Origin of the sequence: Rathayibacter sp. PhB127, assembly GCF_003751665.1 — a bacterium.
GTDB lineage: Bacteria > Actinomycetota > Actinomycetes > Actinomycetales > Microbacteriaceae > Rathayibacter > Rathayibacter festucae.
On the sequence record NZ_RKHW01000002.1, the window covers coordinates 382,317 to 408,009 of the forward strand.

A 25,693-nucleotide genomic window follows, 5' to 3' on the forward strand; every position below is an offset into this window, starting at 1 on the left:
CTCCGATCTCGTCGCCGCGCGGGCACCACCCGGGCACCGCACCGCTCATCCCCCCGAGGTGAGCGCCCGGGTGACCAGGTCCGTGAGGATCCCGCGCACCTCGTCGCCCTTGAGGATCACCACCAGCAGACCCGCGAAGCCGACCGCCGCCATCGTCGCGATCGCGTACTCGGCCGTGGCCGAGCCCTCCTCGTCGCGCCAACCGCTCAGCGGCCCCGCCTCCCACGCGGGCTGCGGGAAGCGCTCCCGCCCGGCACCGCCCGTCACTCGTCCGATCGTCCCCGCACCACTGCTCCGGCTGCCGTTCATCCGCTCGCTCCGTTCGTCGTCACTGCCCCCACTCGAGGATCGCCGAGCCCGGAGCAGGTCGGGGTGGGGAGCTCGCGAACGGTGGACAAGAGGAGAGAGGAGCGGCCTGTGGAGAGCTCCCGCGGGACCGCTCACCGCTGCCCCGCGAACGTCGACAGCAGCACCGAGATCATCATCGGAGCCACGCCCAGCAGGAGGAACGCTGGCAGCACGCAGACTCCGAGCGGCAGGAGCAGCGTCACGCCGAGCCTCGCCGCCCGCTCCCGCGCCTCGGACGCGGCCCGCACCCGCGCCAGTGCCGCCTCGCTGCGCAGCAGCCGGCCCGCGGGCACCCCTGCCGCGCTCGAGAGCGCGAGCACAGGCTCCGCCGCGGCCAGCGCGGGCGGCCCCGACGCGAGCCCGCACTCGGCGAGCGCCGCCAGCACCCGCTCCCGCCCGCCCCCGATCGATCCCCCGCCCGCGAGCGCGACCGCGAGCAGGTCGAGCGCCAGCCCCGGTGCCGGGTCCCCCGGGCCGGCGCCGCGGACGAGCCGGCGCGTCCACGCAACGGCACCGAGCATCAGCCCGAGCCCGCCCACCAGGCAGACGAGTCCCGGCACCGTCCCGATCAGCACACCCAGCACATCGAAGCCCAGCAGCGTGCCGAAGCCGAGCGCCACCAGCGGCAGCCCGCCGACCACCCGGCTCGTCGCGAGCGGGCCCGCCAGGGCGACCTCGATGTCGCGCCGCGCCCGGCCCAGCTCCCGCAGGGACTCGGCCAGCTCGCCGAGGGCCGCGGCGATCGGCGCCCCGGAGTCCGCGGCGACCCGCCAGCAGGCGGCCAGGGCCGCCCAGGCGGTCTCCTCGCCGCGATCACGCGACCCCCGTGCCGCGCTCTCCCTGCGGCGAGGGGCGCGCTCCCCCGCCCGCCGCCCCTCTTCTCGGCGGGAGGCGGGCACGCCCGCCAGGAGCGCCGCCGTCACGTCCCCGCCGCGCGCCGCCTCGACCGCCACCGCGCGCAGCAGCCGACGACGTCGCGCGGCACCCGCCGCCTCCGAGTCGTCCGACGCCGCGAGGTGCGCCAGCGCCGATGCCGGCGCGACGCCCGCTGCGAGCAGCACCGAGAGGCGGTGCACCACGGCCGCGACCTCGTCGACCCCCGCCCCGCGCTTCACGGCGAGCCCCGCTGCGGCACGGCGCCCTCCTCGATCCGGAGCCGCCCGGCGTGATCGAGCCGGAAGCAGCCCGACGCGGCGAGCCGGCGCCGGCCGCTCCGTCGCTCGAGGTGCAGCACCAGGTCGATCGCGCTGACCGTCTGCCGCGCGACGGCCTCCGGCCCCATCCCGGCGAGCGACCCGAGCGCCTCCAGCCGCGCGGGGACGTCGGCGAGCGAGTTGGCGTGCAGCGTCCCCGCTCCGCCGTCGTGCCCGGTGTTCAGTGCGGACAGCAGATCGCGCAGCTCCACGCCGCGGCACTCGCCGAGGACGAGCCGGTCCGGCCGCATCCGCAGCGCCTCACGGACCAGACGGTCGAGACCGACGCCGCCCGCGCCCTCGAGGTTCGGCTGGCGCGCCTCGAGCGAGACGACTTGCGGATGCGCGGGCCGCAGCTCGCCGACGTCCTCGATCACGACCAGGCGCTCGTGCGGCGGCGCGCAGCCGAGGAGGGCGCCGAGGAGCGTGGTCTTGCCCGATCCGCCGGCTCCGGTGACGAGCAGGTTCCAGCGCGCGGAGACGGCCCGGCGCAGCAGGCCGCGGCCCGCGTCGTCGAGCATCCCCGCCGCGTGCAGCTCGTCGAGACTCCAGGCATCGGCCCGCGGCACGCGCACCGAGATCAGCGTCCCCGCCGTCGCGACCGGCGGCAGCACCACGTGCACGCGGACGCCGTGCTTCAGCCGCACGTCCACGCACGGGCTCGCCTCGTCGACGTGCCGCCCGCCGGCCGCGACCAGCGACACCGCGAGTCGCCGGGCGCCCGCGGCGTCGAGCGTCCAGGTCGGCTCTCGCACTGCGCCTCCGCCCCGGTCGACCCAGAGGCCCGAATCCCCGTTGACGAAGAGGTCGGTCACCGCCGGATCCGCCGCGAACGGCGCGAGCAGGCCGAGCGCCGCCGCCGCCGGACGGACCGGCGCCGGTCGCGGTGCACCGCCGTCGTCCTCACCCGGCGGGCGAGGTGCGTCCGGGCGGTAGGCGGCGGGAACGAGCGGGACGAAACCAGTGGTCATCCGGGAACGCTAGGAGCGCGCGCCCTCCGGTGGCACGCCGAAGACCGCATCGGTGGACGTCAGGGCCGGGGACGCCCCTGGGGAGGAGCGACCAGCTCCGGCCCGAAGGCGTTCTCGCGAGCCGACGGTGCGCCGCTCCGAACTCCGGCACGCGATCCGAGCCCCGGCACGCCGGAACCGGCCGATCCGGCGTGCCCGAGGTGTTTCCGCGAGCCGAAGGTCCAGCAGCCGAAGCTCCGGCACGCTATCCCCGCCCCGGCACGTGGGAACCGGCCGATCCAGCGTGCCGGAGGCGTTTCCGCGAGCGGGAGGTCCACCGGTCGAAGCTCGGGCACGCGACCCGAGCCCCGGCACGCTGAAACCGGCTGATCGGGCGTGCCCGCGCGTTTCCGCGAGCCGAAGGTCCAGCAGCCGGAGCTCGGGCACGCGATCCGAGCTCCGGCTCGCCGGAACCGGCCGGTCCGACGTGCCGAGCGTGTTCTCGCGGGCCGAGGATGCGGCCGGCCGGCGGCCTCGCGGATCCTCCGGGGAGCAGAACGCTTGATCAGCGGAGGGAAGAGAAGGGGGCGGCACCCATTGGGGGGAACAGGTGCCGCCTCGGCGGCGCTGGATTGGGGGGAATCACTCGCGCCGCTGAGCCGAAGTTCATTCGGCCGTATGCAACGTTAGGGCACGGAGGCGATTTCGCCAAGTCGGATCCGCGTTCTGAGCCGACTCTTCACGAAACCCCGCCTGGCGGTCAGCTTCGCGTCGTCCCCTCCCCACCCGTGAGCCGGACGCTACGGTGGTCCGGAACCGACCACGCCGGCCGGCGCACGTCGCACTCGCGAAGGAGCGAATCGCAGATGTCCACACCCCTCGACGCGTCCGGGGCCGCAGGCTCGAGCGCCATCGACAGCCTCCAGCAGGAGACGCGCCGCTTCCCGCCGCCCGCCGAGTTCGCCGCCGACGCCGCCGCGACCGCCGGGCAGGCGGAGCAGGCCGCCGCCGACCGCCTCGCCTTCTGGGCCGACCGCAGCCGCGTGCTGCTGCACTGGCACCGGCCGTTCACGCGCACCCTCGACTGGAGCGAGCCGCCCTTCGCGCGCTGGTTCGACGACGGCGAGCTCAACGTCGCCTACAACTGCCTCGACCGGCACGTGCTGGCCGGTCACGGCGACCGCATCGCGATCCACTGGGAGGGCGAGCCCGGCGACAGCCGCGACCTCACCTACGCCGAGCTCACCGCCGAGGTGAAGCGGGCGGCCAACCTCTTCACGAGCCTGGGCGTGCAGGCCGGCGACCGCGTCGCGATCTACCTGCCGATGATCCCCGAGGCCGTCATCGCGATGCTCGCGGTCGCCCGGCTCGGCGCCGTGCACTCGGTCGTCTTCGGCGGCTTCAGCGCCGAGAGCCTGCGCGCGCGGATCGACGACGCCGAGGCGAAGCTCGTCGTCACCGCCGACGGCGGCTGGCGCAAGGGCTCGGTCTTCCCGCTCAAGCCCGCGGTCGACGCGGCGCTGGCGCTGGACGGCGGCGCGTCGAGCGTCGAGCACGTCCTCGTCGTCCGCCGCGGCGGCAACACCGTCGAGTGGAGCGCGGACCGCGACCTGTGGTGGCACGAGGAGATCGTCGCAGTGGACGCCGACCACGTCGCACGGCCGTTCCCCGCCGAGCAGCCGCTGTTCATCCTCTACACGAGCGGCACGACCGGGAAGCCGAAGGGCATCCTGCACACCAGCGGCGGCTACCTCACCCAGGTCGCGTACACCCACCGCACGGTCTTCGACCTCAAGCCCGAGACCGACGTCTACTGGTGCACCGCCGACGTCGGCTGGATCACCGGGCACAGCTACGTGGTCTACGGACCGCTCGCGAACGGCGCCACCCAGGTCATGTACGAGGGCACGCCCGACACCCCGCACGCCGGACGCTGGTGGGAGATCATCGAGAAGCACGGCGTCACGATCCTGTACGCCGCTCCCACGGCGATCCGCACCTTCATGAAGCTCGGCCGGCAGATCCCGCAGCGCTTCGACCTCACCAGCCTCCGCCTGCTCGGCTCGGTCGGCGAGCCGATCAACCCCGAGGCCTGGATCTGGTACCGCGACGTCATCGGCGGCGGCCGCACCCCGATCGTCGACACCTGGTGGCAGACCGAGACCGGCGCGATCATGGTCTCGCCCCTGCCCGGCGTCACGACCCTGAAGCCGGGCTCGGCGCAGGTCCCCGTCCCCGGGATCTCGATCGACGTCGTCGACGACTCCGGCGCCCCGGTCGGCGCGGGCTCCGGCGGGCTGCTGGTCATCACCGAGCCCTGGCCGTCGATGCTGCGCGGCATCTGGGGAGACCCGGACCGCTACGTCGAGACCTACTGGTCGAAGTTCGGCGACCGCTACTTCGCCGGCGACGGCGCCCGGCTCGACGAGGACGGCGACCTGTGGCTGCTCGGCCGCGTCGACGACGTGATGAACATCTCCGGCCACCGCCTGTCGACGGCCGAGATCGAGTCGGCCCTCGTCTCGCACCCGGTGGTCGCGGAGGCGGCCGTGGTCGGCGCCGCGGACGAGACCACCGGCCAGGCCGTCGTCGCCTTCGTCATCGCCAAGGCGAGCCAGGCGGAGGCGCTCGCGAGCGGCCACGACGAGCTGGAGGCGACGCTCAAGGCGCACGTCGCCGAGCACATCGGCGCGATCGCCCGGCCGAAGCGCATCTTCATCGTGCAGGAGCTGCCGAAGACCCGCTCCGGCAAGATCATGCGCCGGCTCCTGCGCGACGTGGCCGAGGGCCGCGCCGTCGGCGACACGACCACGCTGGCCGACACGCAGGTGATGTCCGTCATCTCCTCCGCGGTCGCCGCCGAGGACTAGACCGCCGAGGACCGAGCCGCAGAGAACCGAGCCCCGAACGCCGAAGGGCGCCGCCTCCCGAGGGGAGAGCGGCGCCCTTCGTCGAGCCGGGACCCGGTTCAGGCGAAGGCGACGATCAGCTCGACCTCGACCGGTGCGTCGAGCGGGAGCTCCGCCACGCCGACGGCCGAGCGCGCGTGCTTGCCCGCCTCGCCGAAGATCTCGCCGAGCACCTCGGAGGCGCCGTTGATGACGCCGGGCTGGCCGTTGAAGCCGGGGGCGGAGGCGACGAAGCCGGTCACCTTGACGATCCGGGTCACGCGGTCGAGCGAGCCGATCACGTCGGCGATCGCCGCGAGCGCGTTGAGGGCGCAGACGCGGGCCAGGTCCTTCGCGACCTCGGGCTCGACGCCCGCGCCGACCTTGCCGGTCGCGGGCAGGGCGCCGTCGACGAACGGGATCTGCCCGGCCGTGAAGACCAGGTTCCCCTCGACCACGGCCGGGATGTAGGCGCCGGCCGGCACCGCGACCGCGGGGAGCTCGATGCCCAGCTCGGCCAGGCGCTCGGCGATCACGCGCCGGCCTCGGCGACCGGGCGCTTGAGGTACGCCACGAGCCCGCCCTCGGGACCGGTGACGATCTGGACCAGCTCCCACCCCTCGGAGCCCCAGGTGTTCAGGATCGCGGTGGTGTTGTGGATCATCAGCGGCGTCGTGATGTATTCCCAGCGGGGGACGGACATGGCTCTCCTCGTGAGGCAGGGGTGCGGTTGCCGGGCGCACCGCACCCGGAGGAGTCGGTGCCGGCGGGTCGAGCGCCGCGTCCGGTGTCAGGAGCGGCGGTTACGCTGATTCTATGTCGGGGGCAGTCGGGAACAGGGTCGTCACGTCCATCGGCGCCGCGGTCGGAGGACTGATCGGGATCGTCGCCATGAGCGTCATCGCCGGAGTCCTCGTCGCGGCGTCGGTCACTCCGGCGATCGCGCTCGGCGGGATGGCCGCGAACAACACGGTCACCATGTTCGACAACCTCCCGGGCTACCTCGAGATCGGCACGCTCGCCGAGAAGAGCGACGTCTACGCGAAGGGCGCGGACGGCCAGGACGTGCTCCTCGCCTCGTTCTACGCGCAGAACCGCGTGGAGGTCGGCTGGGACGACATCTCCCCCTTCGTCAAGGACGCGGTCGTCGCCTCGGAGGACCCGCGCTTCTACGAGCACGGCGGTATCGACCTGCTCGGCACGATCCGCGCCGCGGCCACGGTCGCCTCCGGCGGCAACGTGCAGGGCGGCTCGTCGATCACCCAGCAGTACGTCAAGAACGTGCTCGTGCAGAAGGCGGAGGCGCTCTCCGACCCGATCGAGCGCGACGCCGCCTACCGCGAGGCCACCGAGACCACGGCCGAGCGCAAGGTCGCCGAGATGCGCCTCTCGATCGGGCTCGAGAAGGAGTACCCGAAGAACGACATCCTGCTCGGCTACCTCAACATCGCGCTCTTCGGCGGCACCGTCTACGGCATCGAGGCGGCAGCGCGGTACTACTTCGACACCAGTGCCCGCGACCTCACCCTCGCCCAGTCGGCCGCGCTGATCGCCATCGTGAACAACCCCGAGAAGTTCCGCTTCGATCGCCCGGACGACCCGGCCAACCTCGCGGTGGAGGGCTACCCCGAGACGCTCAACCGCCGCAACTACATCCTCACCCGGATGGGGATCGAGTCGAAGGTCACCCCCGAGCAGATCGGCGAGGCCGCCTCGACGCCCGTCGTCCCCGTGATCACGGAGCCGAGCACCGGCTGCCAGACCGCCGGGATCGCGGCCTACTTCTGCGACTACGTGACCTGGGTGATCAAGAACGACGACGCCTTCGGTGCCAGCCAGGACGAGCGCGACGCGACCTTCAAGCGCGGCGGCTACCAGATCTACACGACCCTCGACTCCGATCTGCAGGAGGCCGCGGTCGCCGCCACCGAGGACTGGGTGCCGAAGTCGATGGCCCGGGTCAACATCGGCAGCGCGAGCGTCTCGGTCGAGGTCGGCACCGGCCGCATCCTCGCGATGACGCAGAACAAGGACTACTCGAACGACCCCGACGTCAGCGGTGCCAACTACACCAGCGTCAACTACAGCACCGACTTCGGCTACGGCGGCTCCAGCGGCTTCCAGGTCGGCTCGACCTACAAGGTCTTCACCCTCGCCGAATGGCTGCAGGAGGGCCGGGCCCTGAACGAGACCGTCGACGGCACCCGTCGCGCGTACACGACCTTCCGCGACAGCTGCGAGCCGGACGGCACCTACTACGGCGACAGCTGGGACCCGAAGAACGACGAGGGCGGCAACGGCGGCGTCTACTCCGCGCTCGATGCGACCAAGGGCTCGATCAACACCGGCTTCGCCGCGATGGCGCAGCAGCTCGACCTGTGCGGCATCCGCAACACCGCGCTCGCGATGGGTGTGCACCGCGCCGACGGCACCGAGCTGCAGAAGTTCGCGCCGACCATCCTGGGCACCAACGAGATCGCCCCGCTGACCATGGCGACCGCGTTCGCCGGCTTCGCGAACAAGGGCACCGTCTGCACGCCGATCGCGATCGACCGGATCGTCGACCGCGGCGGCGCCGACGTCGCCCCACCGGCGAGCACCTGCACGCAGGGCCTGTCGGAGGAGGTCGCTGCGACCGCCGACTTCGCCCTGCAGCAGGTGATGACGGGCGGCACCGGCCGCGCCTCCGCGACCGGCACCGGCGTCCCGCACATCGGCAAGACCGGCACCACCGACAACGCGGTCCACACCTGGATGGTCGGTGCCAGCACCGAGGTCGCCACCGCGACCTGGGTCGGCAACGTCAGCGGCTTCACCTCGATGCGCGGCTTCAGCCTCAACCGGGTCAACGCCGGGCAGGTGCGCCACCAGATCTGGCCGCGGATCATGCGCGTCGCCGATCAGAAGTACGGCGGCTCGGCCTTCCCCTCGCCCCAGCAGTCGCTCGTCGACGCGCCGCAGCAGGCGGTCCCGGAGGTGACCGGCCAGAACCCCGCCGCCGCCACTGCGCGCCTGCGCGAGCTCGGTTTCGTCGTCTCGGTCGACCCGACGCGGGTGCCGTCCGATCGGCCCGCCGGCTCCGTCGCCCAGACGAACCCGCCGGCCGGCTCCCGACTCGCCCGCGGCGCGGCGATCGCACTGCAGATCAGCGCCGGTCCGTCCACCCCGCCGCCGGGCGGCTGAACCCGGGCGGTCCCCCGGGCCGCGTCGGGCAGACTGTACGCGGCCGCTCCCGCGGCCCCGCCCCGACGAGAGAAGGATCCATGACCGGACGCAGCAGCGCTCGCCCCCTCACCACGGCCCTCGCGGCCGTCGCCGCCGTCGGGAGCGCCGCCGCCGTCTGGGGCATCGCCGTCGAGCGGACGATGTTCACGGTCCGCCACGAGTCGGTGCCCGTCCTGCCCGCGGGCTCCGCGCCGCTCCGCATCCTGCACTTCTCCGACCTGCACATGGCGCCGTGGCAGACGAAGAAGCAGGACTGGCTGCGCTCGCTCACCGCCCTGGCCCCCGACCTCGTCGTGGGGACCGGCGACAACCTCGGCCACCGCGACGGCGTGCTGGGCATCCGCCGCGCCCTCGAGCCCTTCGCCGGCGTGCCCGGCGTCTTCGTCCACGGCTCCAACGACTACTTCGGCCCCCGGGTGAAGAACCCGCTGCGCTACTTCCGCGGTCCGTCGAAGAACCCTGCGCGCAACGCCAGCGACCTCGACACCGCCGCACTGACCGGGTTCTTCACCGATGAGCTCGGCTGGCAGGACCTCAACAACACCGCGCACGCCCTCACCGTCCGCGGCACCCGCGTCGAGCTCTTCGGCGTCGACGACCCGCACATCGGCCTGGACCGGATCGACCTCGTGGCGGGCGCTGTGGACGAGCTGCGGGCCTCGGCCGAGGAGCCGGCCGGCGTGAGCATCGGCGTCGCGCACGCGCCCTATCAGCGCGTCCTGGACGACTTCGTCGCGCGGGGGGCGGAGGTGATCCTCGCGGGCCACACCCACGGCGGCCAGGTCTGCGTGCCCGGCTTCGGCGCACTGGTGACCAACTGCGACATCCCCCGCGACAAGGTCTCCGGCTTCTCCACCTGGGACAACGGCCTGCACAGCTCCTTCCTCAACGTCTCCGCGGGAGTGGGCACCTCGATCTACGCGCCGGTGCGCTTCGCCTGCCGACCCGAGGTCAGCCTGCTGACGCTCGAGCCGGTGGCCTGAGCGGTCCGGCTCGAGGCGCCGCGACCGGTGTCCGACACCGCCGCGGAAATCGGCTACTATTGACGAGGCTCGTGAGCGGTTCACCGCGAAGAGTCCACCGGGGTGTGGCGCAGCTTGGTAGCGCGCCTCGTTCGGGACGAGGAGGTCGTGGGTTCGAATCCCGCTACCCCGACCGGTGAGAAGCCCGGCCAGGATCGATGATCCGGCCGGGCTTCGTCGTTCCGCGGTGCGGACGGACACGCGGCGCCAGGGAGCCGATGTTCCGGCGCCAAGGCGGTCGGAGCCCGACGCAGCCGGGAAGACTGGTGCGCTCTCGCCGTCGCCGCTGACGCGCTCCCTCCCGTCGCCGCAGCGACCCTCGCCGAGACGAGCACCATGCCTCGACCCCCGACCCGGCTCACCGCCGTCGTCGCCCTCGCCTACGCCCTCGTCCTGGCCGCCGTGGTCTTCTGGCCGACACCGGTCGACGGCGGGCACGCGGGCGAGCTGAAGCAGGTCCTCGCACAGCCCCGCGCCGACGGCCTCGGGCTCCCCGGCTACGGCGGCATCGTGGCGACGGCGAACGTGCTGCTCTTCGTCCCGCTCGGACTGCTCGCGGCGCTGCACCTCCGCGGGCACCGGGCGTGGCTCGCCGTCCTGCTCGGCGCGGCGACGAGCGCCACCGTGGAGACCGTGCAGCTCCTGCTGCTGCCCCAGCGCCACGCCGACGTGCACGACGTGCTGGCGAACACCGCGGGCGCCGCGATCGGCGCGGTCCTCGGCGTCGTCCTGCGCCGACGACTCCCGGTACGACGACGCCGGAGGGCGGCGGAGCGGGACCGCGCTCGCGCACGTGTCCCGCTCCGCCGCCCTCCGGCGTGACGGGGGTCGATCCCCCGGGTGGAACGGAGCGGACGCCGGCCAGCGGGCGGCCGTCAGTCGCCGAGGATCAGCGGCCGAGGCCGCGGTACTCCCACCCGGCGGCGCGCCAGGCGTCCTGGTCGAGGCAGTTGCGGCCGTCGACCACGAGCTTCCCGGCCACCTTCTCGCCCGCCGCGACGGGGTCGATCGCGCGGAACTGCTTCCACTCGGTGACGACCACGACGGCGTCGGCACCGCGCAGGGCCTCGTCGATGTCGGTCGTGTAGGTGATGTCGGGGTAGCGGCGGCGGGCGTTCTCGATCGCCTCGGGGTCGGTCGCGACCACGTCGGCGCCGAGGTCGTGGAAGCGGGTCGCCACGTCGAGCGACGGCGAGTCGCGGACGTCGTCCGACTCCGGCTTGAACGCGAGCCCGAGCACCGCGATCTTCTTGCCCTCGACCGAGCCGCCGAGGCCCTCGGTGACGAGGTCGACCACGCGCTGACGGCGGCGCAGGTTGATCGCGTCGACCTCCTTGAGGAAGGCGACCGAGTCGCCCACGCCGAGCTCGTCCGCGCGGGCGGAGAAGGCGCGGATGTCCTTGGGCAGGCAGCCGCCGCCGAAGCCGATGCCGGCGTTCAGGAAGCGGCGGCCGATGCGGACGTCGTAGCCGATGGCGTCGGCAAGCTGGGTGACGTCGGCGCCGGTGACCTCGGCGATCTCGGCGATGGCGTTGATGAACGAGATCTTGGTGGCGAGGAAGGCGTTGGCCGAGACCTTGACGAGCTCCGCGGTCGCGTAGTCGGTGACCACGAGCGGGGTCTCGGCGGCCAGAGCCGTCGCGTAGACCTCGTCGAGGGTCGCCTTGGCGGCCTCGCCGGCCGCACCGGCGGGCACGCCGTAGACGAGGCGGTCGGGGCTGATCGTGTCCTCGACGGCGAAGCCCTCGCGGAGGAACTCCGGGTTCCAGGCGAGCGTCGCGCCGCTGGCGGCGATCCGCTCGGCGAGGCGGGCGGCGGTGCCGACCGGGACGGTCGACTTGCCCACGACGAGCGAGCCCGCCGTCAGCAGCGGCAGGATGCCGTCGATCGCGGCGTCGACGTAGGTCATGTCGGCCGCGTTCTCACCCTTCTTCTGCGGCGTTCCCACCGCGATGAAGTGCACCGCGGCGTCGGCGGCGTCGGCCGTGTTCGTCGAGAACCGGAGACGACCGGAGGCCACGCCCGAGGAGAGCAGCTCGGGCAGACCGGGCTCGAAGAACGGAGCGGTGCCGGCGGAGAGCGCCTCGATCTTCGCGGGGTCCACGTCGATGCCGATGACGTCGTGGCCGAGCTCGGCCATCGCGGCGGCGTGGACGGCTCCGAGGTAGCCGCAACCAATGACAGAAAGCTTCACGGGATTTCTCCGAATCGTAGGCGGGTCGATGTCGCGTCGGCGACTGCAGGAGGGAGGAACGGGTGGAGCGGAGGGATCCCGCGCGGCGCGCGCGAGGTCAGCTCCGCGCCAATGCTCTCAGATCCCGGGAGATGTCGTGGACGGCCGCGGCGATCTCCTGAGCGACGCGGACGTGCGTGCTCTCGCTGCGGCCGATCGGATCGTCGATGTCGTCGCCGTCTCCGCGGGGCGCCCGGCCGCGGTTCGCGGCGGCGAGGCGCACCACCGCGCGCAGTCGGGCGGCGGGGTCCTCGACCTCGGGAATCGGCACCTCGGCGACGACGAACGGGAGCACGCGGGCGAACTCACGGAGGGTAAAGCCGCGCAGCAGGAGCGGCGGGTGGCGTCGCGACGCGTCGACCAGGTGGTCGCGCGTCATCGCGAGCATCAGGTCCGCTTCACCCGCGACGGCGTCGGAGAGCTTCGCGCTGAGGTGGCCGGACGGGTCGCCGCCGAGCTCGGCGGACAGGCGCGCGGAGGTCGGCTCCATCGGGTAGCCGTCCCGCGTCTGCACGCCCGCGCTGCGGAAGGCGAGGAGCGCCGCTCCGCTGGGCGCGGTGACGTCGCCCAGCTGCGCGCGCAGGAGCTGCTCCGCCATCGGCGAGCGGCAGATGTTGCCGGTGCAGACCGAGAGGACGGTGAAGACCGGAGCGGCGGGCGCCGAGGCCGCTTCACCGGGGCGCCACCCGCGCCGGGCGCGCCGCAGGCCGTCGTCCCCCGGGAACGTCATCCGCGGCCGCTCAGACCGCGCTGGGGGCCGGAGCAGGAACCGGAGCGGCTGCCGCCTCCGGACGCGCGCCCGACTTCTGCGAGCCGTAGTAGCTCGTGTAGTAGTAGCCGTAGCCGCGGCCGACCTGGCCTCGCGGAGGAACGCGGTTGAGGATGACGCCGAGGGTGTGGCCGCTGACGCGCTCGAGGTTCTGGATCGCCTTGCCGAGCTCGTCGGTCGTCGTCCGGCCGGCCGAGATGACGACGAGGGCGCCGTCGGTGCGGGCGGTGAGGATCGCGCCGTCGGTCACGGGCAGCAGCGGCGGGGCGTCCACGAGCACGATGGCCTCGCGGGCGATCTCGTGCAGGAGCATGTCCATGCCGTTCGAGCCGAGCAGCTCGCTCGGGTTCGGCGGGATCGAGCCCGCGCCGAGGATCCAGAGGTTGCCGGAGGGACCCCAGGGCTGGAGCACGTCCTGCAGCTCCGCCTTGCCGATCAGCAGGTCGGTGAGGCCGACGCCGGGGACGAGGCCGAAGGACTTCGCGACGGTGGGCTTCCGGAGGTCGCCGTCGACGACGACCGTGCGCTGGCCGGAGGCGGCGAGCGTCACCGCGAGGTTCGCGGTCACGGTCGACTTGCCGTCGGAGGGCAGCGGGCTGGTCACGACGATGATCCGCGGCGGGCTGTCGACGTTCATGAACTGCAGGTTCGTGCGCAGCTCGCGCAGCGCCTCGGCGAGCGCGTGCTTGCCGTCGGACTTCACGTAGTCGGTCGTGTCCGCCTCGGGCACGATGCGGTTGGTCTCGTTCAGGCGCTTGTCGACGGGGAGCGTGCCGACGACCGGGAGGTCGAACAGCCGCTCGACCACCTCGGCGGTGCGGATGCGGCGGTCGAGGGTGTTGCGGACGAAGGCGTAGACGAGGCCCAGCACGAGGCCGGCCAGCGCGCCGACGCCGAGCACCAGGCGCACGTTCGGGAACTCCGGGGAGGACGGCAGAGCGGCGGACTGGACGCCGGAGAGGCTGACGGTGTCGCCGGCGCCGGACTCCTGGTTCACCTGCTGGATGCGGACGGCGATCGCGTCGATCCAGGCGTCGGCGAGGGTGCGGGCGCCCTCCGGGGTGGACGCCGTCGCGCGGACGTTGAGGATCGGCGACTCCGGGTCGGGAGTGACCTGCACGGCGGTGATCAGCGACTCGGCGGTCACGTCGAGCCCGAGGTTGCCGATGACGATCTCGGCGACGTTCCGCGACTTCGCGATCGGGACGTAGGTGAGGGTGCTCGACTTCGCGACGGAGTCCGCGATCTGGCGCAGGTAGATCGCCTGGCTCGGGTCTCCCCCGGCGTCCGCGACGGCCGCCGAGACGAGGCCCTGCGCCTCCGCGGCGTAGCGCGGCTTCTGGGTCAGCGACCAGCCGTAGGCGACGAGGGTGCCCAGGAGCACGGCTGCGACGAGGGCGATCCAGTGATCGCGGAGAAGTCGGAGGACGTCTCTAAGTTCCACAGTGTCAAGTTCCTTCACTGGTCCGGACCGATCGGCGACTGCCGGAGACGGGCTTCAAGATCATTGCACGCCGGTGTATCGGCCCCGTTTCGGGGACCGTCAGACGTGCACCCCTTCCGGGGTGGGCGGGAGCGGAGTCGCTCTCGCCATCACGCCGAGCCCGAGCAGCTCGTCGACGGCGGCGGACACCGCGGCCGAGGCGTCGATCCCCTCCGGCGGTCCGCCGAGCTCGGCCAGCACCGCGGCGACGAGGTCGGGCAGATCGGCGCCGCCGGCGGCGGAGCGCCAGAGGACCGGACCGATCCCGGCGAGCCGGATCACCGTGTTCTGGCGGAAGACGAGCAGCTCGCCGCTGGGCAGCGCCAGCGCGTCGTCGACGTCCGCGCGGCGCAGGGAGCCGCCGGCGGCCGCGTCCTCCGCCTCGAGCGGGAGCGCGCCGACGTCCTGCCAGACCGCCGGCGCCGGCTCGGCCGGAGCGGCGAGCAGACCGTCGACGAGATCGAGCACGTCGGCCGCCTCGGAGTAGACCAGTCGTTTCGCGCCACCGACCGAGGTGATCGTGCGGATCAGCGCGGAGAGCGCCCTCGGCCGGGCGGCGAGGTAGGAGGTCTGAGGCACCAGGGCGTCGATCGCCGCGGTCGGCTCGACCTGCTCGAGTCGGGGAGCGTCGACGCCGTCTCGGCGCTCGAGCAGGACGATCCCGGCCAGCACGAGCGGCGCCTCCGGAACGGGGCGCAGACCGAGGTCGACCGGCGAGAGCTGGGCCTTGGGTGCGCTCCCGGTCGTGGGCTTCACCGACAGCGGCTTCGGATAGGGCAGCACGGCGCCGGAGGGAGTCACGGCGACCGTCTCGTCCGTCACGTAGCCGAAGCGCTGCCCCAGCACCCGCGAGGCGGTCGTCTTGCCGGTGCCGGAAGCGGCCACGAACGCGAGCACGCGGCCGTCGTCGGCGGCGACGCCGCAGGCGTGCAGCATCAGGAGGTCGCTGCGGCGCTCACCGATGGCCTCGAGCGTGAGCGTCGACGTGAGCGACTCCTCGAGCTGCGCGACGGAGTGCGAGACGACCCGGACGCCGCCCGGCGGTACCGAGCCGGGGAGCGACACCTCGGCCGAGATCACGCGAGCGTCGGCGCTGTCGGCGGCGGCGCAGGAGCGCCAGCTGCTCCGGATGCGGGCGACGTCCTCGTCGGACAGCCCGGGCCCGAACTCGACGCGGAACGGGACCTCGAGGACCACCAGCGACATGCTGCGCGGTCCGGATCGCTCTGGCCCCGACCGCTCGTCACCGGGCCGGCCGGCCCCCGTCGGCAGGGAGGAGCTCAATACGCCCCGTCCCTCGCCAGGACCGCGCGCGCAGTCTTGAAGAGGATGACGATGTCGCCGGTCATCGACCAGTTCTCGACGTAGTAGAGGTCGAGGCGTACGGTGTCCTCCCACGACAGGTTGGAGCGTCCGCTCACCTGCCAGAGGCCGGTGATGCCGGGCTTCATCAGGAAGCGGCGGTGCACGTGCTCCTCGTACTGCTCCACCTCGCGCGCCAGCGGCGGGCGGGGGCCGATCAGCGACATGTCGCCGCGGAAGACGTTGAGGAACTGCGGCAGCTCGTCGAGGCTGAAGCGGCGGAGGACGGTGCCGACCTTGGTGACCCGGGGGTCCTTGGCCATCTTGAACAGGATGCTGTTGCCCTCGTCGCGCTGCTGGGCCGCGAGCTCGGCCAGCCGCGCCTCGGCGTCGACCACCATCGAGCGGAACTTCAGCATCTCGAAGGTCGAGCCGTTCAGCCCGATCCGCTCCTGGCGGAACAGGATCGGGCCCGGGCTGGTCGTCTTCACCAGCACCGCGACGACGATCAGCACGGGCGCGCTGAGGATGATCAGCATCGTCGACGCGGCGATGTCGAAGAGCCGCTTCGCGAAGCGCTGGCGGCCGTCGAAGCGCGGGGTCTCGACGTGGATCAGCGGCAGGCCGGCGACCGGCCGGGTGTGGATGCGCGGGCCGCCGATGTCGGTGAGGCTCGGCGCCACGACGAGGTGCTCGCGGCCGGGCTCGAGCGTCCAGCTGAGCTCGCGGATGCGCTGCGGGGCCAGCTCGTCGGAGCTCGTGACGACGACGGTGTCGGCGCCGGTCGCGTCCATCACGGCGCGCACGCCGTCGATCCCGGAGAAGCCGTGCAGCGAGAGGCCCGCCAGCTCGGCCTCGCTCGTGAGGGCCTCGGCGCCGCCGACGGAGGTGGAGACCGCGCCGACCAGCTTGTAGCCGGCCTCGGTGCCGCGCCGGAGCTCGCGTGCGGTGTGCAGCACGCTCGCGCGGGAGCCGAGCAGGACGACCTGGCTGGAGAAGCGGCCGGCCCTGCGCTGACGGGTCAGCCAGGAGCGCCAGATCAGGCGGCCGACGCAGATCAGCAGGATCCCGGCGGGGAACGCCGTGATGATGTAGCCACGCGCCAGCAGGATCTGCAGGAGGTAGGCGATGATCGCCACGATGCCGAACAGCCAGATGGAGGCGTCGACGATCCGCCGGTACTCCACGTAGCCGGTGCCGACGATGCGGCGGTCGCGGGTGTCGAAGACCTGCAGGGCGAGGAGCCAGCCGATCGAGAGCACGACGGACACCCAGGTGTAGCTGACGGCGATGTCGACCGGGTTGTTGAAGCCCACGTCGGAGTTGAGGTTGAGATCGAACCAGAACAGCTGCGTGCCGAAGACCGAGACGAGGATCGCGACGACATCGGTGGCGAGGAGGCGCCGACGGTAGTCCTGCTCCCAGGACGGACGGCGCTTCGGCGGAGTGTCCTGCGAAGCCATCGAACCCCCCGGTCTCGCGTGCTGCGTCGGAAGGCCTGCGTGCGTTTCCGGTGATGTCACGCCCGCAAGGCTACCCACTTCCCTGTTTCATCTGGGTCACACCCGGTGAGCGGACCTCGACACTGCTAGCCGCGCAGCCGGCCGCGGCTCTCCTGCAGGTAGCACGAGCCGCAGAGCGACTCGTAGGTGACCTCGGCCCCGTCGATGGCGACCTGGTCGCCGTCGAAGACGAATCGGCCGTCGACCACCCGGCCGTTGAAGATCGCCTTCCGCCCGCAGCGGCAGATCGTCTTGAGCTCCTCGAGGCTGTGCGCGATCTCGAGAAGCCGCCTGCTTCCGGGGAACGCGGCGGTCCGGAAGTCGGTCCGGATGCCGTAGGCGAGGACGGGGACGTTCTCGAGGATCGCGATCCGGAGCAGGTCGTCGACGTGCGACTCGGGCAGGAACTGCGCCTCGTCGACGAGCAGTGCGCTGACGTCGCGGGCCGTCTCGGCGAGCACGCGGGCGCGCGCGGCGGAGAAGACGGCGACCGGATCGCCGTCGGGCTCGAACAGGATGTCCACCGGACGGGTCACGCCGAGGCGGGACACGATGAGCTCGTCGCCCTTGGTGTCGACGGCCGGCTTCGCGAGCAGCACCCGGTGCCCGCGCTCCTCGTAGTTGTGCGCGGCCTGCAGGAGCGAGGTGCTCTTGCCGCTGTTCATCGCGCCGTAGCGGAAGTAGAGCTTCGCCATCAGGTCCTGTCTCTGCTCGTGGGCGGGCGGTGCCCGCGGACCGCGCCCGGCGCGGTCGTCGTGGTCGTGGTGGTCGTCGTGGTCGTCGTGCCGTCGGCGGTCGTGCCGGTCACTCGAGGAGGCCGTCCTCCGCCGCCCGCCGGATCAGGTCGGCGCGCCGGCTGGCCGGGCGGCCGATCTTGGCGTACTTCTGCCGGACGCGGCGCAGATAGGTCTTCGCCGTCTCGAACTGCACGTTCATCCTCGCGGCGACCTCGGGAGTGCTGGCGCCGGCGACGTAGTGGCGCAGCGCCTCGAGCTCCCCCGCACTCAGCCGCGGACGCTGCTGCGCGGCCACCCCGATCGGCAGCGGGCGCCACTGCGAGGCGGACCCCACTGTCGAGCGCATCGCCATGGCCGAGCGCGCCGCCTCCATCACGTCCTGCATCGACTGCGCCTTGGTGAGGTGTCGGGCGGCGCCGGCCCGCAGCGAGCGCTCGCGGATCTCGTCGTCCTCGCGCTCGGCGAGGACGATCACGGTCGCGCCCGCGGCACGGCAGGTGCGGATCCGCGCCTCGATCGAGATCGGCTCGCTCAGCTCGAAGTCCATCAGGACGACCTGCGTCGGGAACACCGTGCTGGTGACCAGCTCCATCCAGGTGCCGGCGCTGACGACGAGCTCGAAGTCGGGGGCGTTCGCGGCGATCCAGCTGCTCATGCTGTCCAGGAGCAGCTCGTGGTCGTCGAGGATGCCGAGCCGGACCGGTCGCGCGCCGCCGTCGGCTGAAGGGGTCTCGGCGGACCGGGACTCGACGGACCGGGACTCTGCGGCCCGGGCGGAGGAGCCGGTCGTCGGCTCACCGGGGCGAGGGAGCATGCGACGATCCTAGCCGCGGGGCCGGATCGCCTCCGCGGGCCTCTCAGAACAGCGTCGGCTGGCCCACGCCGGGCAGCATCGAGGCGCCGTCCTCGCCCAGCTCGCGGAGGATCAGACCGCCGCCGCGGAGACCGGCGTGCCGAGCCGGCTCGTCGCCGTCCTGCGGGTGGCCGTGCTCGCCGCCGAGGGTCCGCAGCACACCGAGCGAGGGCAGCGCCGAGGCGCCGCGCGCGGTCGGCCCGAGCGCGGAGGAGCGCATCGAGCCGGTCGCCGGGTCGGCCTCCCCCTCCTCCAGCCGGTGGTCGCGCATCAGCGGGCGGATGCGCGCGGACAGCCAGCGGCGGTACTCGGCGGGCGCGTAGGCGGAGCGCCCGGGGTAGAGGGAGCGGTAGCGGTCGAGCAGCTCGGGGTGCTCCTGTGCGAGCCACTGCAGGAACCACTCCTTGACCCCGGGCTTGAGGTAGAGGGTGGAGTACATGATCGTGCTCGCCCCCGCTTCGCGGCAGGCGCGGAGCGAGGCGTCCAGGTGGGCGCGGGTGTCGGTGAGGAACGGCAGGATCGGCATCAGGAAGACCGAGCACTCGAAGCCCGCCTCCCGGGCGGCCGTGACGGTCGCCAGCCGGGCCGCGGCGGACGGAGCTCCGGGCTCGATCGAGCGCTGCAGATCCTCGTCGAACACGGCGATCGAGACGCCGAGGTCGACGGGCACGTGCTCGGCCGCCTCGCGCAGCAGCGGCAGGTCGCGCCGGAGCAGGGATCCCTTGGTCAGGATCGAGATCGGGGTGCCGGAGGCTGCCAGCGCGGCGATGATGCCGGGCATCAGCCGGTAGCGGCCCTCCGCCCGCTGGTACGGGTCGGTGTTGGTGCCGAGCGCGACGGGGTGCCGCTCCCAGCTCGGCCGGGCGAGCTCCCGGGTGAGCACCTCGGCGACGTTCACCTTGACGACGATCTGCGAGTCGAAGTCGCGCCCGCCGTCGAACTCGAGGTACTCGTGGGTGGGCCGGGCGAAGCAGTAGGTGCAGGCGTGGGTGCAGCCGCGCATCGGATTGATCGTCCAGCCGAACGGCATCTTCGACGAGGAGTGCACCCGGTTCAGCGCCGACTTGGCGAGCACCTCGTAGAAGGTGATCCCGTCGAACTCGGGGGTGCGGACGGTGCGGACCAGCTCGGTGAGCTTGACCAGGCCCGGGAGCGCGGCCTCGTCGGCCGCGCCGATCGCCTGTCCGCTCCACCTCATGCGTCCATTAGAACATGTGTTCGAACTCTTCGGGTGGAGTCATGCCGGTCGAGTAGCCCCGAAGGGGCGTATCGAGACCCGCCGTCCTCAGCAGGTCGGGTCTGCAGACCCGTCTTCTGACGGGGGTGGATCTCGATGCGCCCGCTGTGCGGGCTACTCGATCAGCATGGATGCCCTCAGACGGACGAGGTGATCATCACCCGATCAGTGCAACGGGCACCCCGCGGAGCGCGCCCTCGGTGCTCAGACCGAGGCGCGGAGCGCGAGCGCTTCCGAGGTGGCGGCGACGGTGCGCTCGGCCGTCTCCGGGGCGTCGTTGAGCGTCGAGCCGTAGCTGGGGACGAGCGAGCGGATCCGCGGCTCCCAGGCCTTCATCCGGTCGGGGAAGCAGCGCTTGACGATGTCGAGCATGATCGGGACGGCCGTCGAGGCGCCGGGCGAGGCGCCGAGCAGGCCGGCGATCGTGCCGTCCGCGCCGGTGATGACCTCGGTGCCGAACTGCAGCACGCCGCCCTTCTTCTCGTCCTTCTTCATCACCTGGACGCGCTGGCCGGCGGTGATCAGGTACCAGTCCTCGGAGCGGGCGGTGGGCAGGAACTCGCGCAGCGCCTTCATCTTCTTGTCACGACCGGCCAGCACCTCGCCGAGAAGGTACTTCATCAGGTCGAGGTTGTCGCGGGCGACCGCGAGCATCGGGCCGATGTTGTGCGGGCGGATCGACAGCGGCAGGTCGAGCCAGGAGCCGCGCTTGAGGAACTTGGGGGTGAAGCCGGCGTACGGGCCGAACAGCAGCGACGCCTGGCCGTCCACGACGCGGGTGTCGAGGTGCGGGACCGACATCGGCGGGGCGCCGACGGCGGCCTTGCCGTAGACCTTCGCCTGGTGCCGGGCGACGATCGCCGGGTTGTCGGTCCGGAGGAACTGCCCCGAGATCGGGAAGCCGCCGAAGCCCTTGATCTCGGGGATGCCGGACTTCTGCAGCAGGTGCAGCGCCCCGCCGCCGGCGCCGACGAAGACGAAGCGGGCGACGACCTTCTTGGGCGTGCCGCCGACCTTCTGCTTGAGGTCCAGGCGCCAGGTGCCGTCCTTCTGCCGGGTGATGCCGGTGACCTCGTGGCCGGTGTCGAGCGTGCCGCCGTGCGCGACGACGTGGTCGAAGAGCTGGTGGGTGAGCGCGCCGAAGTCGACGTCCGTGCCCGCGGGGATGCGCGTCGCGGCGTAGGGTCCGCCACCGGCGGGGCGCTGCTCCATCAGCAGCGGCGCCCACTCGTGGATGGTCTTCGTGCTCTCGGTGAACTCCATCCCGGCGAAGAGCGGCTGGTCCTTCAGCGCCTCGTAGCGCTTGCGGAGGTACTCGACGTTGGCCTCGCCGTGCACGAAGGTCATGTGCGGAGCGGAGTTGATGAAGCTCGAGGGCTCGCGGATGTCACCGGCCTCGACCAGGCTCGACCAGAACTGGCGCGAGATCTGGAACTGCTCGTTGATCTGGATCGCCTTGGCGGGGTCGACGGAGCCGTCGGCCGCCTCGGGCATGTAGTTCAGCTCGCAGAGGGCGGCGTGGCCCGTGCCCGCGTTGTTCCAGGGGTTCGACGACTCCTGCGCCACGTCGCCGAGGCGCTCGTAGGCGGCGATGGTCCAGTCGGGCTGGAGCTTGGTGAGGAGTGCACCGAGGGTGGCACTCATGATGCCCCCACCGATGAGGGCGACGTCGACCGGTTCCGAGGAGTTCACGAGAGTCGAGTTTACCGTCGGGCGCCGGGCGGCAGGCGGGCCGGGGGCCCGCTCCCCCATCAAATTGACGGCTTTTCCCGTCGGCGGGCGGCGGCGGCGGCCGCTGGTCGGACACGGGGGTCTCGATACGCCGCTGCGCGGCTACTCGACCAGCATGCAACCGCCGCGGCGCGCAGGCGGGCGCACCATGCTGATCGAGCAGCCCTCGCAGAGGGCGTATCGAGATCCGCCGGGTCAGGCGACGGGCTGCTTGGCCGCGATCAGCTCGGCGATCTGAACGGCGTTGAGGGCCGCGCCCTTGCGGAGGTTGTCATTGCTGATGAAGAGGGCGAGGCCACGGCCCTCGGGGGCTCCCTCGTCGGCGCGGATGCGGCCGACGTAGCTCGGGTCGCTGCCGGCGGCCTCGAGCGGCGTCGGCACCTCGCGCAGCGCGACACCGGGGGCGTCGGCGAGCAGCTCGCGGGCGCGCTCGGGGCTGAGCGGCGCGGAGAACTCGACGTTGACCGAGAGCGAGTGACCGGTGAAGACCGGCACGCGCACGCAGGTGCCGGAGACCAGCAGGCCGGGCAGCTCGAGGATCTTGCGGCTCTCGTTGCGGAGCTTCTTCTCCTCGTCGGTCTCGTTCAGGCCGTCCTCGACGAGGCTGCCGGCGAACGGGATGACGTCGAAGGCGATCGGCGCGACGTACTTGTCCGGCGCCGGGAAGGCGACCGCCGAGCCGTCGTGCACGAGGTCGAGCAGGTGCTCGTCGGCGACGGCCGCGCGGACCTGGCCCGCCAGCTCGTTCGCGCCGGCGAGCCCGCTGCCGGAGACGGCCTGGTAGGTGCTGACGATGAGGCGGGTGAGCCCGGCCTCCTGGTCGAGGACCTTGAGGATCGGCATCGCGGCCATCGTGGTGCAGTTCGGGTTCGCGATGATGCCCTTCACGGCCTGCTCGATCGCGTGCGGGTTCACCTCGCTGACGACCAGCGGGACCTCGGGGTCCATCCGCCAGGCGCTGGAGTTGTCGATGACGACGGCGCCCGCGGCGGCGAAGCGCGGCGCCTGCGCACGCGACCCCGTCGCTCCGGCCGAGAAGAGCGCGATGTCGAGCCCCGAGGGGTCTGCGGTCTCGGTGTCCTCGACGACGACGTCCTCGCCGCGGAACGGCAGGGTCGTGCCGGCCGAGCGGGCGGTCGCGAAGAAGCGGATCGACGCGATCGGGAAGTCGCGCTCCTCGAGGAGGCGGCGCATGACGGTGCCGACCTGGCCGGTGGCGCCGACGACTCCGATGTGGAGGGGGGTGCTGCTCATGCTGGGCTCTTTCGTCCGTGGGCCGCTCGCGGGAGGAGCGGCACGAAGGGGTGCTGGCGGGAGGGCCGGGGCGGGCTCCCCGGAGACGGTACCGAACGACGGCGGAGTCGACGGGGCCGGAAGGTGCGATCGGCGGGATCGCGAGGGCGAACGGCGCTCAGCGACCGGTGCCGGCGTAGACGACGGCCTCGTCCTCGGCGTCGAGGCCGAAGGCGGTGTGCACGACGCGGAGGGCGTCGTTCACCGTGTCGGCGCGGGTCACGACCGAGATGCGGATCTCGCTCGTGGAGATCATCTCGATGTTGATCCCCGCCTCGTAGAGCGAGCGGAACAGCTTGGCCGAGACGCCCGCGTTGGTGCGCATGCCGGCACCGACGAGGGCGAGCTTGGCGATCTGGTCGTCGTACTGCAGCGACTCGAAGCCGACCTCGTCCTTCTCGGCGTTGAGCGCCGTGAGGACGGTCTGGCCGTCGGCCTTGGGCAGCGTGAAGGAGATGTCGGTGCGACCGGTCGCGGCGGCGGAGACGTTCTGCACGATCATGTCGATGTTCGAGCCGGTCTTCGCGACGATCGTGAAGATCTGCGCGGCCTTGCCCGGGATGTCGGGCACGCCGACGACGGTGATCTTGGCCTCGTTGAGATCGGCGGCCACTCCGGCGATGATCGGCTCTTCCACGGGCTGTCCATTCTTCTCTGTGCTTCCGGGGGCGTCCTCGCCGGGCACGGCGTTGTAGACGATGGTGCCCTCGTTGGGGCTGAACGACGAGCGCACGTGCAGGGTGACGCCGTGGCGGCGGGCGAACTCGACGGCGCGGATGTGCAGGACCTTCGCGCCGGCGGCGGCGAGCTCGAGCATCTCCTCGCTGGAGATGCGGTCGAGCTTGCGGGCCTTCTTGACCACCCGCGGGTCGGCGGTGAAGACGCCGTCGACGTCGGTGTAGATCTCGCAGGTGTCGGCGCCGAGGCCCGCGGCGAGCGCGACGGCGGTGGTGTCCGAGCCGCCGCGGCCGAGGGTGGTGATGTCCTTGGTGTCGCGGTTGAAGCCCTGGAAGCCGGCGACGATGACGACCGCGTTCTCGTCGAGCGCGGCGCGCAGGCGGACCGGGGTGATGTCGACGATGCGGGCGGCGCCGTGCTGGGCGTCGGTGATCATGCCGGCCTGGCTGCCGGTGAAGGAGCGGGCGTCGTAGCCCATGCTCTTGATCGCCATGGCGAGCAGCGCCATCGAGATCCGCTCGCCGGAGGAGAGCAGCATGTCGAGCTCGCGCGGCGCGGGGATCGGCGTGACCTGGTGCGCCAGCTCGAGCAGGTCGTCGGTGGTGTCGCCCATCGCGGAGACGGCGACGACCACGTCGTTGCCCGCCTGCTTCGTCGCGACGATGCGCTTCGCGACCCGCTTGATGCTCTCCGCGTCGGCGACGGAGGACCCGCCGAACTTCTGGACGATCAGGCTCACGCGCTACTCCCGGGTCAGTGGCTCGGGCCGTGGCGACCCGACGCAGGAGTCTACCGGCGGGCGCATGCGCGAGGGGTCATGTTGCGGCGGCGCCTGTGCGGGTGTCCTCCGGGCCCTTCGTGGCGCGCCCGGCACGCGGAACCGGCTCCGGCACGCGGGAACGGGCGGATTCGACGAGCCGGGGGTGGTTCCGCGAGCCGGAGGCCCGATCCTGGGACGTCCGGCACGCGAAAACGGGCCCGGCACGCCAGGACGGACCGGAACCACGAGCCGGAGGTAAATCCGCGAGCCGGAGATCCGCTCCGGAGACGTCCGGCACGCGGAAACCGGCCCGGCACGCCGGAACCGACCGAAACCACGAGCCGGAGGTGAGTCCACGAGCCGGAGGCCCGCTCCGGAGACGCCCGGCACGCGGAAACAGGCCCGGCACGCCGGAACCGACCGAAACCACGAGCCGGAGGTAAATCCACGAGCCGGAGGCCCGCTCCGGAGACGTCCGGCACGCGGAAACCGGCCCGGCACGCCGGAACCGACCGAAACCACGAGCCGGAGGTGAATCCACGAGCCGGAGGCCCGCTCCGGAGACGTCCGGCACGCGGAAACCGGCCCGGCACGCCGGAACCGACCGAAACCACGAGCCGGAGGTAAATCCACGAGCCGGAGGCCCGCTCCGGAGACGCCCGGCACGCGGAAACAGGCCCGGCACGCCGGAACCGACCGGAACCACGAGCCGGAGGTGAGTCCACGAGCCGGAGGTTCGGTCCGGGGACGTTCGGCACGCGGAAACCGCTTCGGCACGTCCGAATCGGCCGGAATCGCGAGCCGGAGGTGAATCCGCGAGCCGGAGGTGGGTGCAGGCGGAGCGGGTGCGACCGGGTCAGTTCTCGACGAGGCGGCGGCCCTCGAAGGCGCGGCCGAGGGTGATCTCGTCGGCGTACTCGAGGTCGCCGCCGACGGGGAGGCCGGAGGCGAGGCGGGTGATGCGGATGCCGAGGGTGCTGAGCATGCGGGAGAGGTAGGTCGCGGTGGCCTCGCCCTCGAGGTTGGGGTCGGTCGCGATGATGACCTCCTGCACCTCGCCGTCGGCCAGGCGCTGCAGCAGCTGGCGGATCCGGAGCTGGTCGGGGCCGATGCCGTCGATCGGGCTGATCGCGCCGCCGAGCACGTGGTACAGACCGCGGAACTCGCGGGTGCGCTCGATGGCGGGGACGTCCTTCGCCTCCTCGACCACGCAGATGACGGCGCGGCTGCGGCGCGGGTCGCGGCAGATGCCGCAGGTGGCCTCCTCCGCGACGTTGCCGCAGATGTCGCAGAAGTGCACGCGGTTGCGCAGCTCCAGCAGGATCTCGGCGAGGCGCGTCACGTCGAAGGTCTCGGTCTGCAGGATGTGGAACGCGATGCGCTGGGCCGACTTCGGGCCGATGCCGGGGAGCCGGCCGAGCTCGTCGATCAGCTCCTGGACGATGCCTTCGTACATGCGGTCGCCTCCTCTCGGGATGCGGACTCAGTG

General features: G+C 72.4%; 21 protein-coding genes and 1 tRNA gene. 5 read left to right on the forward strand and 17 right to left on the reverse strand.

Features of this window, described 5'->3' with window-relative positions:
* Positions 1-45: 45 nt before the first annotated feature.
* From EDF22_RS12260 to EDF22_RS12270, 3 genes are all read right to left on the reverse strand, one after another.
* A complete protein-coding gene (locus tag EDF22_RS12260) occupies positions 46-309 on the reverse strand; it encodes a DUF4244 domain-containing protein (RefSeq protein ID WP_123705199.1) in 264 nt (87 codons plus the stop codon).
* A gap of 131 nt (positions 310-440) precedes the next feature.
* The gene (locus EDF22_RS12265) at positions 441-1,463 is read right to left on the reverse strand and encodes a type II secretion system F family protein (RefSeq protein WP_123705200.1); all 1,023 of its coding nucleotides are present in this window, start codon (positions 1,461-1,463) and stop codon (positions 441-443) included.
* Positions 1,460-2,512 (reverse strand): TadA family conjugal transfer-associated ATPase, encoded by a 1,053-nt coding sequence (locus tag EDF22_RS12270; RefSeq protein ID WP_123705201.1) that lies wholly within the window; start codon positions 2,510-2,512, stop codon positions 1,460-1,462. The genes EDF22_RS12265 and EDF22_RS12270 overlap by 4 nt, the downstream gene beginning before the upstream one ends.
* Before the next feature lie 845 nt (positions 2,513-3,357).
* On the opposite strand from EDF22_RS12270, the gene acs reads away from it, so the two are divergent.
* Positions 3,358-5,361 (forward strand): acetate--CoA ligase, encoded by a 2,004-nt coding sequence (gene acs, locus EDF22_RS12275; RefSeq protein WP_123705202.1) that lies wholly within the window; start codon positions 3,358-3,360, stop codon positions 5,359-5,361.
* 98 nt (positions 5,362-5,459) lie between these two features.
* Here the strand turns inward: acs and EDF22_RS12280 are convergent, their stop codons facing one another.
* Together EDF22_RS12280 and EDF22_RS20835 are read right to left on the reverse strand one after the other, a co-directional pair.
* Entirely contained in the window at positions 5,460-5,915 is a 456-nt protein-coding gene (locus tag EDF22_RS12280) for a RidA family protein (protein WP_221180922.1), read from the reverse strand.
* Positions 5,912-6,082: a hypothetical protein gene (locus tag EDF22_RS20835; RefSeq protein ID WP_164861113.1), complete on the reverse strand. Its 171-nt coding sequence runs from the start codon at positions 6,080-6,082 to the stop codon at positions 5,912-5,914. Before EDF22_RS20835 ends, EDF22_RS12280 begins: the two co-directional genes overlap by 4 nt.
* A gap of 113 nt (positions 6,083-6,195) precedes the next feature.
* Here EDF22_RS20835 and EDF22_RS12285 point away from each other — a divergent pair, with 113 nt between their 5' ends.
* The 4 genes from EDF22_RS12285 to EDF22_RS12300 all read left to right on the forward strand — a co-directional run bounded on the left by EDF22_RS12285 (position 6,196) and on the right by EDF22_RS12300 (position 10,448).
* Complete coding sequence (locus EDF22_RS12285; protein ID WP_123705203.1) at positions 6,196-8,562, forward strand: transglycosylase domain-containing protein; 2,367 nt, start codon at positions 6,196-6,198, stop codon at positions 8,560-8,562.
* Positions 8,563-8,642: 80 nt separating this feature from the next.
* Positions 8,643-9,587, forward strand: a complete 945-nt coding sequence (locus EDF22_RS12290) for a metallophosphoesterase (protein WP_123705204.1) — start codon at positions 8,643-8,645, stop codon at positions 9,585-9,587.
* 98 nt (positions 9,588-9,685) lie between these two features.
* Positions 9,686-9,759 (forward strand) — tRNA-Pro (locus tag EDF22_RS12295).
* Between the two features lie 203 nt (positions 9,760-9,962).
* Positions 9,963-10,448, forward strand: coding sequence for a VanZ family protein (locus tag EDF22_RS12300; RefSeq protein WP_123705205.1), 486 nt, complete (start codon positions 9,963-9,965; stop codon positions 10,446-10,448).
* Positions 10,449-10,515: 67 nt separating this feature from the next.
* On the opposite strand, the gene EDF22_RS12305 is transcribed toward EDF22_RS12300, so the two are convergent.
* The 12 genes from EDF22_RS12305 to recR all read right to left on the reverse strand — a co-directional run bounded on the left by EDF22_RS12305 (position 10,516) and on the right by recR (position 25,660).
* Positions 10,516-11,820, reverse strand: coding sequence for a UDP-glucose/GDP-mannose dehydrogenase family protein (locus tag EDF22_RS12305; RefSeq protein ID WP_123705206.1), 1,305 nt, complete (start codon positions 11,818-11,820; stop codon positions 10,516-10,518).
* A gap of 97 nt (positions 11,821-11,917) precedes the next feature.
* Entirely contained in the window at positions 11,918-12,589 is a 672-nt protein-coding gene (locus EDF22_RS12310) for a low molecular weight phosphatase family protein (protein ID WP_123705207.1), read from the reverse strand.
* 10 nt (positions 12,590-12,599) lie between these two features.
* On the reverse strand, positions 12,600-14,072 hold the full coding sequence (locus EDF22_RS12315; protein ID WP_185038891.1) for a polysaccharide biosynthesis tyrosine autokinase: 1,473 nt from the start codon (positions 14,070-14,072) through the stop codon (positions 12,600-12,602).
* A gap of 99 nt (positions 14,073-14,171) precedes the next feature.
* A complete protein-coding gene (locus EDF22_RS12320) occupies positions 14,172-15,308 on the reverse strand; it encodes a hypothetical protein (protein ID WP_148059182.1) in 1,137 nt (378 codons plus the stop codon).
* Between the two features lie 83 nt (positions 15,309-15,391).
* Positions 15,392-16,876, reverse strand: a complete 1,485-nt coding sequence (locus EDF22_RS12325) for a sugar transferase (RefSeq protein WP_123705210.1) — start codon at positions 16,874-16,876, stop codon at positions 15,392-15,394.
* A gap of 125 nt (positions 16,877-17,001) precedes the next feature.
* A complete protein-coding gene (locus EDF22_RS12330; protein ID WP_123447696.1) occupies positions 17,002-17,610 on the reverse strand; it encodes a thymidine kinase in 609 nt (202 codons plus the stop codon).
* A 109-nt stretch (positions 17,611-17,719) separates the two neighbouring features.
* A complete protein-coding gene (locus EDF22_RS12335; RefSeq protein ID WP_123705211.1) occupies positions 17,720-18,466 on the reverse strand; it encodes a response regulator transcription factor in 747 nt (248 codons plus the stop codon).
* 43 nt (positions 18,467-18,509) lie between these two features.
* On the reverse strand, positions 18,510-19,703 hold the full coding sequence (locus EDF22_RS12340) for an Rv2578c family radical SAM protein (protein ID WP_123705212.1): 1,194 nt from the start codon (positions 19,701-19,703) through the stop codon (positions 18,510-18,512).
* 243 nt (positions 19,704-19,946) lie between these two features.
* Positions 19,947-21,494 (reverse strand): malate:quinone oxidoreductase, encoded by a 1,548-nt coding sequence (locus tag EDF22_RS12345; RefSeq protein WP_123705213.1) that lies wholly within the window; start codon positions 21,492-21,494, stop codon positions 19,947-19,949.
* A 174-nt stretch (positions 21,495-21,668) separates the two neighbouring features.
* Complete coding sequence (locus EDF22_RS12350; protein WP_123705214.1) at positions 21,669-22,727, reverse strand: aspartate-semialdehyde dehydrogenase; 1,059 nt, start codon at positions 22,725-22,727, stop codon at positions 21,669-21,671.
* 157 nt (positions 22,728-22,884) lie between these two features.
* Complete coding sequence (locus EDF22_RS12355; RefSeq protein WP_123447701.1) at positions 22,885-24,183, reverse strand: aspartate kinase; 1,299 nt, start codon at positions 24,181-24,183, stop codon at positions 22,885-22,887.
* 877 nt (positions 24,184-25,060) lie between these two features.
* A complete protein-coding gene (gene recR, locus EDF22_RS12360; RefSeq protein ID WP_123447702.1) occupies positions 25,061-25,660 on the reverse strand; it encodes a recombination mediator RecR in 600 nt (199 codons plus the stop codon).
* Between the last annotated feature and the right edge of the window lie 33 nt (positions 25,661-25,693).

Excerpts from the sequence above, each read along its gene's own strand:
- EDF22_RS12260 (WP_123705199.1), bottom strand. The coding sequence starts at position 309 with ATGAACGGCAGCCGGAGCAGTGGTGCGGGGACGATCGGACGAGTGACG.
- EDF22_RS12270 (WP_123705201.1), bottom strand. The coding sequence starts at position 2,512 with ATGACCACTGGTTTCGTCCCGCTCGTTCCCGCCGCCTACCGCCCGGAC.
- acs (WP_123705202.1), top strand. The coding sequence starts at position 3,358 with ATGTCCACACCCCTCGACGCGTCCGGGGCCGCAGGCTCGAGCGCCATC.
- EDF22_RS20835 (WP_164861113.1), bottom strand. The coding sequence starts at position 6,082 with ATGTCCGTCCCCCGCTGGGAATACATCACGACGCCGCTGATGATCCAC.
- EDF22_RS12285 (WP_123705203.1), top strand. The coding sequence starts at position 6,196 with ATGTCGGGGGCAGTCGGGAACAGGGTCGTCACGTCCATCGGCGCCGCG.
- EDF22_RS12290 (WP_123705204.1), top strand. The coding sequence starts at position 8,643 with ATGACCGGACGCAGCAGCGCTCGCCCCCTCACCACGGCCCTCGCGGCC.
- EDF22_RS12300 (WP_123705205.1), top strand. The coding sequence starts at position 9,963 with ATGCCTCGACCCCCGACCCGGCTCACCGCCGTCGTCGCCCTCGCCTAC.
- EDF22_RS12310 (WP_123705207.1), bottom strand. The coding sequence starts at position 12,589 with ATGACGTTCCCGGGGGACGACGGCCTGCGGCGCGCCCGGCGCGGGTGG.
- EDF22_RS12325 (WP_123705210.1), bottom strand. The coding sequence starts at position 16,876 with ATGGCTTCGCAGGACACTCCGCCGAAGCGCCGTCCGTCCTGGGAGCAG.
- EDF22_RS12330 (WP_123447696.1), bottom strand. The coding sequence starts at position 17,610 with ATGGCGAAGCTCTACTTCCGCTACGGCGCGATGAACAGCGGCAAGAGC.
- EDF22_RS12335 (WP_123705211.1), bottom strand. The coding sequence starts at position 18,466 with ATGCTCCCTCGCCCCGGTGAGCCGACGACCGGCTCCTCCGCCCGGGCC.
- EDF22_RS12340 (WP_123705212.1), bottom strand. The coding sequence starts at position 19,703 with ATGAGGTGGAGCGGACAGGCGATCGGCGCGGCCGACGAGGCCGCGCTC.
- EDF22_RS12345 (WP_123705213.1), bottom strand. The coding sequence starts at position 21,494 with ATGGGGGAGCGGGCCCCCGGCCCGCCTGCCGCCCGGCGCCCGACGGTA.
- EDF22_RS12350 (WP_123705214.1), bottom strand. The coding sequence starts at position 22,727 with ATGAGCAGCACCCCCCTCCACATCGGAGTCGTCGGCGCCACCGGCCAG.
- recR (WP_123447702.1), bottom strand. The coding sequence starts at position 25,660 with ATGTACGAAGGCATCGTCCAGGAGCTGATCGACGAGCTCGGCCGGCTC.